This window comes from Rhizobium anhuiense bv. trifolii (genome assembly GCF_024346605.1).
GTDB classification, from domain to species: domain Bacteria; phylum Pseudomonadota; class Alphaproteobacteria; order Rhizobiales; family Rhizobiaceae; genus Rhizobium; species Rhizobium anhuiense.
In genome coordinates, this window is sequence record NZ_CP098801.1 from 825880 (window position 1) to 840224 (window position 14345).

General features: G+C 63.0%; 13 protein-coding genes. 5 read left to right on the top strand and 8 right to left on the bottom strand.

Features of this window, described 5'->3' with window-relative positions:
- Window positions 1–245: 245 nt before the first annotated feature.
- The 8 genes from NE851_RS03965 to NE851_RS04000 all read right to left on the bottom strand — a co-directional run bounded on the left by NE851_RS03965 (window position 246) and on the right by NE851_RS04000 (window position 8862).
- The gene (locus tag NE851_RS03965) at window positions 246–1934 is read right to left on the bottom strand and encodes an ABC transporter ATP-binding protein (RefSeq protein ID WP_097630964.1); all 1689 of its coding nucleotides are present in this window, start codon (window positions 1932–1934) and stop codon (window positions 246–248) included.
- Complete coding sequence (locus tag NE851_RS03970; RefSeq protein ID WP_097544065.1) at window positions 1931–2875, bottom strand: acetamidase/formamidase family protein; 945 nt, start codon at window positions 2873–2875, stop codon at window positions 1931–1933. Before NE851_RS03970 ends, NE851_RS03965 begins: the two co-directional genes overlap by 4 nt.
- A 62-nt stretch (window positions 2876–2937) precedes the next feature.
- Window positions 2938–4557: an ABC transporter substrate-binding protein gene (locus NE851_RS03975; protein WP_097544064.1), complete on the bottom strand. Its 1620-nt coding sequence runs from the start codon at window positions 4555–4557 to the stop codon at window positions 2938–2940.
- A gap of 25 nt (window positions 4558–4582) precedes the next feature.
- Window positions 4583–5503, bottom strand: a complete 921-nt coding sequence (locus NE851_RS03980) for an ABC transporter permease (protein WP_097544063.1) — start codon at window positions 5501–5503, stop codon at window positions 4583–4585.
- Window positions 5503–6351, bottom strand: coding sequence for an ABC transporter permease (locus NE851_RS03985; protein WP_017996436.1), 849 nt, complete (start codon window positions 6349–6351; stop codon window positions 5503–5505). The genes NE851_RS03980 and NE851_RS03985 overlap by 1 nt, the downstream gene beginning before the upstream one ends.
- Window positions 6351–6932, bottom strand: a complete 582-nt coding sequence (locus NE851_RS03990; protein ID WP_254955468.1) for an ANTAR domain-containing response regulator — start codon at window positions 6930–6932, stop codon at window positions 6351–6353. Before NE851_RS03990 ends, NE851_RS03985 begins: the two co-directional genes overlap by 1 nt.
- Window positions 6929–8062, bottom strand: a complete 1134-nt coding sequence (locus NE851_RS03995; protein ID WP_097544061.1) for a transporter substrate-binding protein — start codon at window positions 8060–8062, stop codon at window positions 6929–6931. Before NE851_RS03995 ends, NE851_RS03990 begins: the two co-directional genes overlap by 4 nt.
- A gap of 215 nt (window positions 8063–8277) precedes the next feature.
- Complete coding sequence (locus tag NE851_RS04000; protein ID WP_097544060.1) at window positions 8278–8862, bottom strand: DUF1349 domain-containing protein; 585 nt, start codon at window positions 8860–8862, stop codon at window positions 8278–8280.
- Window positions 8863–9091: 229 nt separating this feature from the next.
- Between NE851_RS04000 and NE851_RS04005 the strand changes: the two genes are divergently transcribed.
- The 5 genes from NE851_RS04005 to NE851_RS04025 all read left to right on the top strand — a co-directional run bounded on the left by NE851_RS04005 (window position 9092) and on the right by NE851_RS04025 (window position 14344).
- Window positions 9092–10618 (top strand): ABC transporter substrate-binding protein, encoded by a 1527-nt coding sequence (locus NE851_RS04005; protein WP_063476058.1) that lies wholly within the window; start codon window positions 9092–9094, stop codon window positions 10616–10618.
- An 83-nt stretch (window positions 10619–10701) separates the two neighbouring features.
- Window positions 10702–11643: an ABC transporter permease gene (locus tag NE851_RS04010; RefSeq protein WP_179867841.1), complete on the top strand. Its 942-nt coding sequence runs from the start codon at window positions 10702–10704 to the stop codon at window positions 11641–11643.
- A complete protein-coding gene (locus NE851_RS04015; RefSeq protein WP_063476060.1) occupies window positions 11643–12515 on the top strand; it encodes an ABC transporter permease in 873 nt (290 codons plus the stop codon). Before NE851_RS04010 ends, NE851_RS04015 begins: the two co-directional genes overlap by 1 nt.
- A 49-nt stretch (window positions 12516–12564) precedes the next feature.
- Window positions 12565–13077: a RidA family protein gene (locus NE851_RS04020; protein WP_097544059.1), complete on the top strand. Its 513-nt coding sequence runs from the start codon at window positions 12565–12567 to the stop codon at window positions 13075–13077.
- Between the two features lie 70 nt (window positions 13078–13147).
- Window positions 13148–14344, top strand: a complete 1197-nt coding sequence (locus NE851_RS04025; protein WP_063476062.1) for an aminotransferase class V-fold PLP-dependent enzyme — start codon at window positions 13148–13150, stop codon at window positions 14342–14344.
- Window position 14345: the final 1 nt, after the last annotated feature.

The window sequence follows — 14345 nt, forward strand, 5'->3', positions numbered from 1 at the left end:
GGGCTAACTTAAATTATAACGAACATCAAAGACGTTGTTGTAATTGGGAGGTGCCGTCGATCGTTTGCAAGTGCAGAAACCGCCTGAATTTTGGCGAAATACCGAACCCAATTGAATGGCTTTTGTCTCAGATACTCGTTTGATACGAAGGTGAAGCTAACTTAAACGCTCCCCGTCTCCGGTTCGCGCTGGTCTATTCCCGCAAGGCGTGCCTCGTCGACATTTTAGTTATGCCTAACCTTCAGTTAGGCATGCGCTTCCCTGCCGCGATAGACCTCCGGATCGGGGATTGGAACTGCGGCGATCAGCGCGCGGGTGTAGTCATCCCTTGGGTTCTCGAAGATATCCCGCCGCGTCCCGGTTTCGATAATGCGGCCGGCGCGCATGACGGCGACGTTGTACGACATGCGCTCGATCACTGCCATGTCGTGAGAGATGAAGAGATAGGCGAGCCCCAGCGTTTCCTGCAGTTCGAGCAGCAGGTCGAGCACGCGGGCGCGGACGGAGACGTCAAGCGCTGCGACGCTTTCGTCGGCGACGATCAGCTTGGGCTCCAGCGCCAGCGCCCGGGCGATGCAGATGCGCTGGCGCTGGCCGCCTGAAAACTCGTGTGGATAGCGCGTCGCGGCATCAGGCGTCAGGCCGACCCGGCGCAGCAGTTCGGCGACGCGGTCCTGCCTTTCACTGTGGTTGCCGATGCCGTGGATGACCATCGGTTCGCCGATCGCCTTGCCGACGGCCATGCGCGGGTCGAGCGAGGCATAAGGATCCTGGAAGATCATCTGCGCCGAGCGGCGTACGGGCCGCATCTCGCGCTGGCTGAGCCCGGCGATATTGCGACCGTCGATCAGGACGTTGCCCTTGAAGGGGATGAGACCGAGGACGGCCTTGCCCGTCGTCGATTTGCCGGAGCCGCTTTCGCCGACGAGGCCGAGCGTTTCACCCGGCAGGATATCGAAGGAGACGCCATCGACGGCCGCCACCGGCGGCTTGCCCCTGAAAAACCGGCTTGCGGCATTGCCATAGGTGACGGTGAGGTCGCGCACGTTCAGGACCGGCGTGCGGTCCGGATGCAGCGTTTCGACGGCGCGTTGCGTGACGCGCGGTGGACGGTCGGTGCCGGCAAGCGCGCCGAGCCGCGGGACGGCGGCAAGCAATTGCTGCGTATAGGCCTCCTTCGGCCGTTGGAAGACGGCGAGCGCCGTTCCTTGCTCGACGATCCTGCCATTCTGCATGATGACGACGCGATCGGCCATTTCGGCGACGACGCCCATGTCGTGCGTAATGAGGATGATCGAGGCGCCGAATTCGCGCTTCAACTCGCGCATCAGCCTGAGGATCTGCGCCTGTACTGTGACGTCGAGTGCCGTCGTCGGCTCGTCGGCGATCAGCACCTTCGGCCGGCAGGAGAGCGCCATGGCGATCATCACCCGCTGGCGCATGCCGCCGGAAAGCTCGTGCGGATATTGCTTCAGCCGCCGGGCCGGCTCGGTGATCTGCACGGCATCGAGCATCTTCAGCGCCACTGCCTCGGCATTCTCGCTGCCCTGGTGCGCGCGGATTGCCTCGGTCAGCTGGTTGCCGACCGACATGACCGGGTTGAGCGAGGTCATCGGCTCCTGGAACACCATGGCGATATCGCCGCCACGCACGCTGCGCATCGCCCGGTCGGAAAGCGTGAGCAGGTCGCGCTCGCCAAGCAGCACGCTGCCGGAGGCGACCTTCAGCGAGGCTTTCGGCAAGAGCCCCATGATCGACAGCGAGGTGACCGACTTGCCGGAGCCGGATTCGCCGGCAATGCAGAGCGTTTCGCCGCTTGCAAGGTCGAAGCTGACATCCTGGAGCACCGGCTTGCGGCCTTCGGGGGTGCGGGCATCGACGCTCAGATTGCGAAGGCTGAGCACCGGTGCTGCGGCGGGCATGGCTTCGTTCACGCGAACACGATCCTCGGGAAGTAGAAGGAAACCACCCAGTTCGGCTGGTCGACGATCTCGCTGATCCGGAGATCGCCGCAGACGGAGCAGAGCAGATAGGCATCGACGGCGCTCATGCCGTGTTCCGCGCCGAGAAGATCGATCATTCGCATGACGCTTTCGCGCGCCCCGGTCATCAGGTCAGGGCCGATGCCGGTCGTCACCTCGTAGCCGGCGCCGTCGAGATGGCGGGTTACCGGTTCGGTCGTGGTGAAGCGCGGCGTCTGCAGCTTGGCGTCCTTGACGAGCTCGATCGTCGCTTCGACGTTCATCTGGCTTTCGATCGCCGTGCCGCAGACTTCGCCATCGCCCTGGGCGGCATGGGTATCACCGATCGAAAACAGCGCGCCGTCGACCTCGACGGGCAGATAGAGCGTCACCCCCGCCGTCAGGTCGCGGATGTCCATGTTGCCGCCGACGCGACGTGGGGGAACGACGGAATGGGTGCCGGGCTCGGCGGGGGCGACGCCGATCGTGCCGGCGAAGGGCTTCAGCGGCACGCGGCCGCCCGGGCCGTAAAGGGCGGGCACCATGCTTGTCGCGTCATAGGACCAGACATGCAGCGCCGGATCCTTGAATTGATCGGCGAGCAGGCCGAAGCCTGGGATATTGGCCGTCCAGCCGATGCCCGAGGGAATGAACTTGCGCAGCGTCACCTTCAGCGCGTCGCCGGGTTTGGCGCCTTCGATATAGACCGGGCCGGAGACCGGGTTGATCTTGCCGAAATCGAGCGCGTTCAGCGTTTCCAGGGTCGCGTCGCTTCCGAGCTGGCCACCTGATGAATCCATGCATTCGAAGTGGATCGTCTCGCCCGGCTTGGCGACGACGGCGGGGGCGAAATCCTTGTTCCAGCCGAAATTATGCTGGGCGCGGTGAATGGTGTGGGTGCAGGCGATGCACATGTCATGTCTCCCTGAAATTTATGGCCTTCCCGGCTAGCGCCGGGAAGGCTTGATCCTTGGGTCTATTGCTTGACGTAGATCGCGTCGTAATTAATGACGCGGGTCGGATCGATGTAGATGTTGTCAGCGCCGCCCATGCGCAGCGACTTGGCGACGACGCGGCGTTCGTTGATGACAGGGATCCACGGCGCATCGGCCATGATGTCGGTGAAGATCTTGCCCCAGGCCGCGGTGCGCTCGGTTGCCTTTGCCGGATCGGACATCGAGTCGGCGGCAACGGCGCGCTTGTCGAGATCGGCGTTGCAGTACCATGACCAGTTCCAGCCGCCCGGAACCGCGCCGGCGCAACCGAGGATCGGGCCGTAGAAGTTGGACGGATCCGGGAAGTCGGCGATCCAGGCCATGCCGCCCGACCAGATCATCGGCGCTTCGCCTTCCGTGCCGCCGGCCGAGATGACGTTCGCCTGGGCCAGCGCCCGGACTTCGGCCTTGACGCCGACGGCAGCCAGATCCTGCTGGATCGCCTGGGCGATCCGCGGCTGCGGGTCGGTGTTGGTGGAGTAGAGCACGGTCTCGAAGCCGTCGGGGTAGCCGGCTTCGGCAAGCAGCGCCTTGGCTTTCGCCAAGTCATAGGCATAGCCGGTGAAGGACTTGTCGTAGCCCGGCATCAGCGGCGGCAGCGGCTGGTTGGCAGGCGTTGCACGGCCATTGAGGATTCGGGTGATGCGCTCCTTGTTGATCGCCATGTTCAACGCCTGGCGAACCTTGACGTTGTCGAAGGGCTTCACCTTGGTGTTGAGCGTGATGTAGCCGGTGTGCAGCTGCTCGCCGTCGACGATCATCTGCGCGCCGTCGGCCGAATTCTTGATCTCGAGGAATTTTGCCGGCGGAATGCCGTCGCCGGCAATATCGACCTCGCCCTTCTGCAGGCGCAAGAGCGCCACCAGCGGCTCCTGGCCGACCTCGACCTTGAAGCTGTCGATATAGGGAATGCCCTTGACGAAATAATCCTTGTTGCGCTCGAAAACGAGCTGCTGGCCGATCGTCCAGTCCTTCAGGATGAAGGTGCCGGAGCCGACCGGCTTCTTGCCGAAGTCGCCGGCGGCTGCCTCGACGGCTTCCTTCGGCACGACCGAAGCGAAGTTGATGGCAAGCACGTGCAGGAAGGTGGCGTCGGGGCGCGAGAGGTTGAAGATGACGGTGCTATCGTCAGGCGTCTCGATGCCGGAGAGCGTCGTCGTCTTGCCGCCGGTTTCATCCTCGAAGCCCTTGATCGCGCCGAAAAATCCTGCGCCGGGCCCTTGCGTCTTCGGGTCGACGGCGCGTTCGATCGAATATTTCACGTCTGAGGCGACGACCTCGCGGCCGTTCGAGAACTTCACGCCCTTGTGCAGCTTGAAGGTATAGGTCAAGCCATCGGGCGAAACGGTGAAGCTTTCGGCAAGCGAGGGGACCGGGTTCGGCGTGCCGGGCGCATAATCCATCAGTCGGGAATAGAGGCTCTTGATCATCGACCAGTTGACCCAGTCGTAGCCGATCGCCGGGTCGAGTGTGGTGATGTCGTCCTTGTAGGTGACGACGATATCGCCGCCCTGCTTGGGCGTTTCCTCGGCCATGACGGACAATGGGGCGAGCGCCACCATCGTTGCCATGGTCGTCTGTTGCAGCCAGCGTTTGAACATTTGGGTTCCCCTTCTTTGGTTGCTGTCAGCGTGTGCGGATGCGCGGATCGATGACCGGCGCGATGAGGTCGGCAAGCAGATTGCCGATGATGATGGCGAGCGCAGACGTCAGGGTGACGCCCATGATGATCGGGATGTCGACCTGCTGGATCGCCTGCCAGGCGAGCTGGCCGATGCCGGGCCATCCATAGACGGCTTCGACCACGACCACGCCGCCCATGAACTGGCCGATATCGATGCCGATCATGGCGATGATGGGCAGCACGGCATTGGGCAGCGCATGGCGCAGGATGACGCGCTTCGAGGAAAGACCCTTGGCGCGCGCCGTGCGGACATAATCCTGGTTCAGCACTTCGATCATCGACGAGCGCACCATGCGGGCGTACCAGCCGGCGCCGCAGATGCCGAGTGTGACGGCAGGCAGGACGAGATGCGAGAAGCTGCCATAACCGCTCATCGGAAACCAGCCGAGCGTTGCCGCCAGCAGGTAGAGCAGCAGCAGGGCGACGAGGAACTGCGGCGCCGAGGTGCCGACAAAGGAGGCCATCATCACCAGCCGGTCGACGAAGCCGCCGCGACGCACGGCGGCGATGGTGCCCAGCGTCAGGCCGAGCACCACCTCGACGAAGATGCCGGCAAGCATCAGCGTCAACGTCGCCGGTAGCCGCGCGGCGATCAGCGTCCAGACATCGGTTTTCTGCGCATAGGAGCGGCCGAGATTGCCATGCAGCAGATTGCCGAGATAGGTGCCGAACTGGACCAGCAGCGGCTGGTCGAGTCCGAGCTCATGGCGGATGTTGGCGACCGTCTGGGCCGTGGCACTGCGGCCGGCGATCATGCGGGCCGGGTCGGCCGGAAGGGCGTAGAGCAGCACGAAGGTGATTGCCGCGACGCCGAGCAGGATGAGGGCCGCCTGTGCCAACCGGCGCAGCATGAGGGACGCCATCAGCCCCTCCCGCGCTGGGTCGGGTCGAGTATGTCGCGCAGCGCGTCGCCCACCAGATTGAAGGAAAGCGCCGTCAGAAGGATGATCGCGCCGGGAATGAAGACCAGCCAGGGGGCGGCCTGGAAATAGCTTTGGCTCTCGAAGATGATGTTGCCCCAGGAGGGCTGCGGCGGCTGGACGCCGACGCCGAGGAAGGAAAGTGTCGCCTCGAGCAGTACGGTGGTGGCGATGCCGAGCGTGCCCCAGACGATTGCCGTCGGCACGAGATGCGGCAGGATATGCATGAAGAGCACACGCATATGGCCGGCGCCGAGCGAGCGCTCCGCCATGATAAAATCGCGCTCCACCAGGCCGCGAGTCTCGGTATAGACGATGCGGGCGACCTGCACCCAGTTGACGAGCGCGATCACCATGGCGACGATCCAGAGGCTCGGCTTCAGCAATGCGGCGAGCACGATGGCGAGCAGCAGCGCCGGAAAGGCCATCATCAGATCGGTGAAGCGCATCAGGATGTTGCCCGGCAGCCCGCGGAGATAACCGGCAACGATGCCGACGAAGAGGCCGATCGCCACCGCGATGCCATTGGCGACAAGGCCGATGATCAGCGAGGTGCGGGCGCCGAACAGCAGGCGGGAAAAGAGGTCGCGGCCGAGCGTGTCGGTGCCCAGCAGATAGGGGCCGCCCGGCGGCAGCGGCGCGCCTTCGAGTGAGAGGCCGTCAAACATCTGCTCGTCCGGACTGAACGGCGCGATCCACGGCGCTGCGATGGCGAGCCCGATGACGAGTGTGACGACGATCAGGCCGAAGAGGGCGGTCGGCTGGCGAATCATCTGTTTCAGCACATGCATCAGCCCGCCTCCGGCAGAGGTTCTGCTCCTGCCAGAATGAAGGCTGATATCTGCTCCATCGGCAGGCGGCGGCGCATGGCGCAGTTGCGCAGGATTGCGTAAGCGCTCTCCTCGTCGATGCCGTGTGCGGCCCGAAGCTTTTCGACGGCGGCGTGAACGAGCGGCCGCAGCCGGACGCGCTCTTCGAGATATTGCAGCTTTTCCGCAGTCGCCTTGCGTTCCTGATGAATGGAGACGGCCATGACAAGCGCCGGATAGACGGCCGATGTGGCGATCGGTTTGGCGATGACCGCGCCGGCACCCTGTCCGAGCGCCCAGGCGATGCGGCCGGGCGCTTCCGAACCAAGCAAGGCGACGACGGGGCAGGCAGGCGTTTCGCCGTTCCAGGGCAGCAGATCGTCCCAGCCCTGGTCGGCATCGACGATAACGAGATCAGGCAGTACTGCGGCCGAAAGCGGCGCCCATTGCAGCGTTGCATCGATGCCGAGCAGGCGAAGCTGGCGGACCAGCTTGTCGGTGTTGCCGTCCTCGCGATGCAGGACCGTCGCCAGCCAGCCGGTGAAATTGGGTGTCTCTCTCATGACACCACCCTCAGCCGCGGCAAGGCCTGTCGGTTACGGCCGGTCAGATAGGGGTCGGCGGCGAGCGGCGGCCGCGAGGCGACGACATCGAAGCCGTTGTCGGCGTTGATCCGGCCGAGATGGAAGGGCAGGGCGGCGTGATTGGTCTCGCGGTCGATCGCCAGCGCACCGAACAGGGTCGGCCAGGATCGATTGTAGAGCTCGCGCCGGACGGCGTCGGGCTCATCACCGCCGGCAGCGACGATCGCGTCGACGCAGAGCCGGACGGCCGTATAGGCACTGGCAAAGACGCTGGAGACACGCCGCTCCGTGCCGTGACGCTCTGTGACACGGGCCTTGAAGGCAGCATTTTCGGGGGTCGCGATACTGTCGAAATAGGACGCGGCGCAAAGCTGGCCGGCGGCAGCTCCTGCGGCTATATCGTCGAGCTCGCATTCCATCAGGTCGCAGCTGACGACCGGGCAGTTTTCCGCGCGGAAGGCCGGGTCGCGATCACCCAAGGCCTTGATCGCCTCCAGGAAGGCGTAGCTCGACGGGCCGATGAGATTGTTGAGGATGAAGCTCGGGCGGCGCTGCGCGATCTCGGCAACGATGCGTTCGACGGCGGTTTCCTCGAGCGGGAGATAGCGTTCGCCCAGCACCTCGCCGCCGGCATTGGTGATGAGTTCGCGGGCGAGCCGATTCATCTCCCAGCCCCAGACATAGTTGGCGCCGACGAGATAGGGCCTTGACCCGTAACGCGGGATCAGGTGCTCGAAAAGCGGCAACAGATGCTGGTTCGGGCAGCCGCCGACATAGATGACGTTCTCGTTGGCCTCGAAACCTTCATAGGGGCACATGTACCAGAGCAGGCCGTCATGTTTCTCGACGAGCGGGATGACCTCCTTGCGCGCCGCAGAGGTGATCGTGCCGACGATGTGGCGGCAGCCGGCGCGCAAAAGATGGCGCGCACCATCGAGATAGGCGGCAAGATCGGCATGCGGATCGAAGAACACGGGTTCGATCGCCAGTCCTTCGGCGCCGGCATATTCGGCCATCGCGAAAACGGCGCCGTCGCGCGCGTCGCGGCCCATCGAGCCGTAAGGGCCGGTGGTCGAAAAGAGGATGCCGATTTTCAGCGCGTCATTCATGAAGTGACCACATCAAAAAACCCCACGACGCTGGTCCCATCGAGCGATGAGGCGTCATGGGGCGAAACTGCCCAGAGACTATCGGAGTCATGTCAATGCGGCGGCCTTCTGCCTATTCCGCAGGCTTGAGTAAAATACAGGCATCTTATCTTTGTCAAGTGTGCTGCCCTGCACTCGCAGTCATTTGATCTTGTTCTTTCGGTAGTGTCGCTCTTCTAGCTCAAATCATGCAGATCCGTCGTAATCGCCGGGCCGATCCAGAACTCCGAAAACAGCACCCTCAACCCACTGCGCTCCGGCGTGCAGGCAGCCGGCCCAACCTCATATCGGTCAGCTGCCGGAAAGGGCGCTAACCGCAGCAGTGGCCAGAAGCTGCCATCACGTGAAGCCTGGATGCGCATCGCGCCGTTGGCGACGGTGACGCGAATGCGGAAGTCTTCCAATTCCTTGAAGGGCTGCGCCACCGACCAGTCGGATTTGCCGTCGGTGACGACGGTGCTGAGGAAGGCTTCGCCGTCGGTGAATTCGACGCCGGTTTTTACCCAGCGTTTCTCGTCGATACGCACCATCAGGCCGGCCTGGTCGTAGAGGGTGCGGAATTCGCCCTGGACGCGGATTTGTGCGGTGAAGCCGTCGGCCCTCGGAAAGGCGAGGAAATGGCCGCTGTCGCGGATGAAACCGTAATGGGTCTCTCGCCAGAAATCGGTCTTCTCATCGGTCGTCAGGGTGAGGGCGGCTTCGTCTGCCCGCCAGTTGGCCGGCTCGTTCAGCCATGTTCCGTCGTTGAAATCGATGCTCATCCTGTTCTCCCGTTCCGTTGAAGCCTTGCCGCAGGGCGATCGCCTTACCTTGGCATAATGCCCGGCCGTCGTGCAGAGGGCTCGCCGCAGCCGAAGATGGTGTTTTTCCGGCGTCGCGCTACCCGGGAGGGCATAATCCGTCGCGCGTGCTTGACAGGATCGATGCATCTCTTATTCTCTTACAAAAATATGAATTACATAATTGTGGAACTAAATCGGGAGATCTCGCATGAAAACACTGGTCGCATTCCTGCTCGGCACTGCGCTCGTCGCCCTGCCTTCGACGCTCCTTGCCCAGGAAAAGGGCGGCGTCATCAACGTCGCGACGATCGGCGAGCCGCCGACGCTCGATCCGATGTCGTCGACGGCCGATCTTGTCGGCATCGTCACGCAGCACATTTTCGAAACGCTCTATACCTTCGACAAGAGCTGGAACGTCACGCCGCTTCTGGCCGAAAGCCTGCCCGAGATCAGCGCCGACGGCAAAACCTATACGATCAAGCTCAGGACCGGCATCAAGTTCCACGACAATAGCGACATGACTTCGGACGATGTCGTCGCCTCGCTCGGCCGCTGGATGAAGATCGCCTCGCGCGGCAAGCAGGTGGCCGGTTTCATCGACAAGATCGCGGCCGTCGATCCGGCGACCGTCACGATCACGCTGAAGCAGCCCTATGCGCCGCTGACCTCGCTGCTTGCCTTCAACAATTCGGCCGCGATCATCATCCCCGCCGAAAAGCAGGACGAGCCGATGAAGGAATTCATCGGCACCGGTCCCTACATGCTGAAGGAGCGCAAGGCTGACCAGTATATCCAGCTCGTCCGCTTCAACGGTTACAAGTCCCGCGAGGGCGACAGCAATGGTTATGGCGGCGCCCGCCATCAATATCTCGATGAGATCCGCTTCGTGCCGGTGCCGGATCCGAACACCCGCGTCGAGGCCGCCGTTTCCGGCCAGTATGATTATGTCGACTCGATCCCTGTCGAATCCTACGACAAGCTGAAGGCCTCCACGGCCTCGCAGCCGATCATCCTGAAGCCCTTCGGTTATCCCGTCTTCGTCTTCAATACGGCCGAGGGTATCAACAAGAATGTCGAAGTGCGCAAGGCCATCCGCCAGGCGCTCAGCATGGAAGACATGCTGGCCGCGGCTTTCGGCAGCACGGATTTCTACGCTCTCGACGGCGCCATCTATCCGAAGACCTTTGCCTGGTCGACGGATGCCGGCGTCGAGGGCGCCTATAACGTCGCCGATCCGGAAGGGGCGGCCGCTGCCGCCAAGAAGGCCGGCTATAACGGCGAACCGATCCGTATCCTGACCAGCCGCCAGTACGAGTTCCACTATAAGATGGCGCAGGTCGCCGCCGAATATCTGAAGCTCGCCGGCTTCACCGTCGATATGCAGGTTGTGGACTGGGCGACGCTGACGCAGCGCCGCGCCGATCCGAAGCTCTGGGATATCTATATCACCCATAGCCCCTTCCTGCCGGAGCCGGCCCTCATCGGCTCGCTCTCGACCAGCTCGCCCGGCTGGTGGGATACGCCGGCCCGCAAGGCAGCCGTCGATGCCTTCACTTCGGAAGTCGATCCGAAGAAGCGCGTTGCGCTCTGGGCCGATGTCCAGAAGGCCGTCTATGCCGACGCACCCTTCATGAAGATCGGCGACTTCAACGCCGTCTCGGCCGAGTCGACCAAGCTCGAAGGCGTCGATCCGGCGCCGTGGCCGTATTTCTGGAATGCTTCGATCAAGAAGTAAACATCGCCACCGGTACCGGCCTTCCGCGGCCGGTACCGGTCATCTTTTCTGCCGCATCCGCAAAGGCTTAAGGCCAGGCATTCATGATACGCTACATCCTCCAGCGCCTGTTCGGCATGATCGTCGTGATGTTTCTCGTCGTCACGATCGTCTTCGTCATCGTGCGCGTGACGCCGGGAGATCCGGCCGCCGTCATGCTCGGGCCGGATGCGACGCCGCAGGATATCGCCGATCTCCGATCCCGGCTTGGCCTCGATCAGTCGCTTGGCCTGCAATATGTCTATTATATCGGCCAACTGCTGAAGGGCGATCTCGGCCAGTCGATCTTCCTCAACATGCCCGTCACCTCGGCCCTGCTCGACCGCGCCGAGCCGACCTTCTTCTTGACGCTGCTCTCGCTTCTCATCGCCAGCATCATCGCTTTGCCGATCGGCATCTACGCCGCCTATCGCCGCGGCTCCCTGGTCGACCAGGCGGCGACGACGCTTGCCATGTTTGCCGCCAGCATTCCAAGCTTCTGGCTCGGCCTCATCCTGATGCAGTTTTTCGCCGTCCGGCTCAACCTCTTCCCGGTTTCCGGTTATGGCGGTCCCGGCTCGACCTTCTTCGACCGCATGTATCACCTGACGCTGCCGGCCTTCGCGCTCGGCATTGTCTCCTCGGCGCTGATCCTGCGCTTCACCCGCGCCTCGATGCTCGATGTGCTCGGCGACGATTATATCCGCACGGCGCGCGCCAAGGGGCTGATCGAGCGCCGGGTGATCCTCAAGCACGCGTTGAAAAATGCGCTGATCCCGATCCTGACGGTGATCGGCCTGACGGCGGCGGTGCTGATTTCGGGTGCCGTCGTCACCGAGACCGTATTCGGCCTGCCGGGTGTCGGCAATCTCGTCGTCTCGGCGGTGCTGCGCCGCGATTATCCGGTCATCCAGGGCGCGCTACTCGTCATCGCCGCGCTCTACGTGCTGATCAATTTTGCGATCGACATGCTCTATCTGCTGATCGATCCGAGGGTGCGCTACTGATGGCCGATATCGCAATCAAATCAGCCGTCGAGGGCGAGCGCAGCAAATTCGTCCGGCGCCTGCTGAAACGCAAGACGGTCGCCTGCGGCCTCTTGATCCTGACGATCTTCGTGCTTCTGGCGGTCTTTGCGCCTCTCGTCGCGCCCTATTCGCCGTCGAAGCTTTCCATCGTCAACCGGCTGAAGCCGCCGAGCGGCATGTTCTTCTTCGGCACGGACGAGTTCGGCCGCGACGTCTTTTCGCGCACGATCTTCGCCGGCCGACTGTCGCTGCTCGTCGGTGTTGCGGTCGTGACGCTCTCGGCCGTGATCGGCGTGACGCTCGGGCTGCTGGCCGGTTTCTTCCAGAAGCTCGACACACCGATCGCCCGGCTGATCGACGCCATGATGGCGTTTCCGGATATTCTGCTGGCGATCGCGCTCGTCGCAGCCCTCGGTCCCTCTCTGACAACCGTGATCATCGCGCTGTCGATCGTCTATGCGCCGCGCCTTGCCCGCATCGTCCGCGCGTCGACGCTGGTTATTCGCGAACTGCCCTATGTCGAGGCGGCGAGGGCGCTTGGCATTTCGACCTTCCATATCATGACGCGGCATGTGCTGCGCAATCTGCTGTCGCCGATCCTCGTGCAGGCCACATTCCTCTTCGCCAGCGCGATGCTTGCCGAAGCCGGCCTGTCTTTCCTCGGTCTCGGCGTCAGCCCCGAAATCCCGACCTGGGGAACGATGATCGCCGCCGGCCGGCAATATATTGGCCAGGCCGACTGGATGACGCTGTTTCCCGGCATCGCCATCATCCTCTCGGTGCTGTCGCTGCAGATGGTCGGCGATGGCCTGAGGGACATGCTCGATCCAAGACTTCGCAAGGATCTCTAATCCGCCGACCGTGGGTCGGCCTATTCCAATTCGCCAAATCGAAAATTGCATGACAGGAGTTTGCGTGAATCAGTTTCCCACCGCCGCCGGCAAGGTCGAGAACTCGCCTTACGAACGGCTTGCCGCCCTCGGCATAACGCTTCCGCCGCCACCGCCGCCGATCGCCAATTTCGTCACGCATGTGCTCGAAGGCAATATGCTTTATCTCTCCGGTCAGGGACCGCGCGAGGCTGACGGTTTCCTGCATGCCGGCAAGGTCGGCGGCGGCATCAGTGTCGACGAGGCCTACGGCCATGCGCGGCTGACCGGCATCAACCTGCTTGCCGTCATGCAGGAGGCGCTCGGCGATCTCACCCGGGTCAAGCGAGTGGTTAAACTGCTCGGCATGGTCAATGCCGTGCCCGAGTTCGAGGATCATCCGAGCGTCATCAACGGCTGCTCGGATCTGTTGATCGCAGTCTTCGGGCCGGCCGGCGAACATGCCCGCTCGGCCGTCGGCTTCGGCTCGCTGCCCGGCAACATCACCGTCGAGATCGAGGCGATCGTCGCCTTGCACGGCTGACGAGAACTTTCATATTTGGAGTAGCGTCCCATCTTATCCCGCTACCCGCCCCAGAATTCTGGAGAACTTCATGTCCACTGATATGAGACCATCAATCGGTCTTCGCCCTGTCATCAACGTATCCGGCACGATGACGAGCCTCGGCGCCTCGATCGTCGTGCCGGAAGCGATCGAGGCGATGGCATCGATCCTGCCGCACTTCGTCGAGATCAACGACCTGCAGCGCAAGGCAAGCGGCGTCATCGCCCGGCTGACCGGCGGCGAGGCGGGCTTCGTCACCGCTTCCTGCTCGGCCGGCATTTCGCTGGCCGTTGCCGGTGCGATTACCGGCAACAATCTGCTGGCGATCGAGAGGCTGCCGGATGTCGTGCCGGAGAAGAACGAAGTGCTGGTACAGATGGGCCATGTGGTGAGCTACGGCGCACCTGTTGACCAGGCGATCCGGCTTGCCGGCGGCAAGGTCGTGCTTGTGGGCCAGGCGACCTCGACACATCGTTTCCACATGGAAAACGCCATCACCGACAAGACCGCAGCCGCCGTCTACGTCGTCTCGCACCATGTCGTCGATTACGGACTTTTGAACCTGAAGGAATTCGTCGAGATCGCCCATGCCAAGGGCGTGCCCGTCATCGTCGATGCGGCTTCGGAATATGATCTGAAGATTTTCCTGGAGCAGGGCGCCGATATCGCCCTTTACTCCGGCCACAAATTCCTCGGCGGTCCGACTACGGGCATCGTTGCCGGCAAGAAGGAGCTGGTGCGTCATGCCTTCCTGCAGAACATGGGCATCGGCCGCGGCATGAAGGTCGGCAAGGAGAGCATCTTCGGCGTCATGGCGGCACTCGAAGCCTGGGAGAAACGCGACCATGCCGGCATCCGGGAACGCGAAACCAGCTATCTCAATCTGTGGAAGCGCACGCTCGACGGTCGCCCCGGCCTCACCGCACTGATCGAACCCGACCCGACCAGCAATCCGCTCGATCGGCTGCGCCTGATCGTCGATCCCGAGCAGGCCCATATCACCGCCTGGGATCTGGCCGATGCGCTTGCCAAGGGCAGCCCGCCGATCATCGTGCGCGATCACGAAGTGGAGCATCGCTATTTCTATCTCGATCCGTGCAACCTGCATCCGGGCGAGGAGAGGATCGTGGCGGAGCGCCTGGCTGAGGAACTCGACAAGGCGCGCGCCTCCAACGAGATCATCGCCACGCCGATCGAGAACCGCAGCCGGCACCGCTTCGACGGGCTGTTGCGCTGGCCGGATTGAA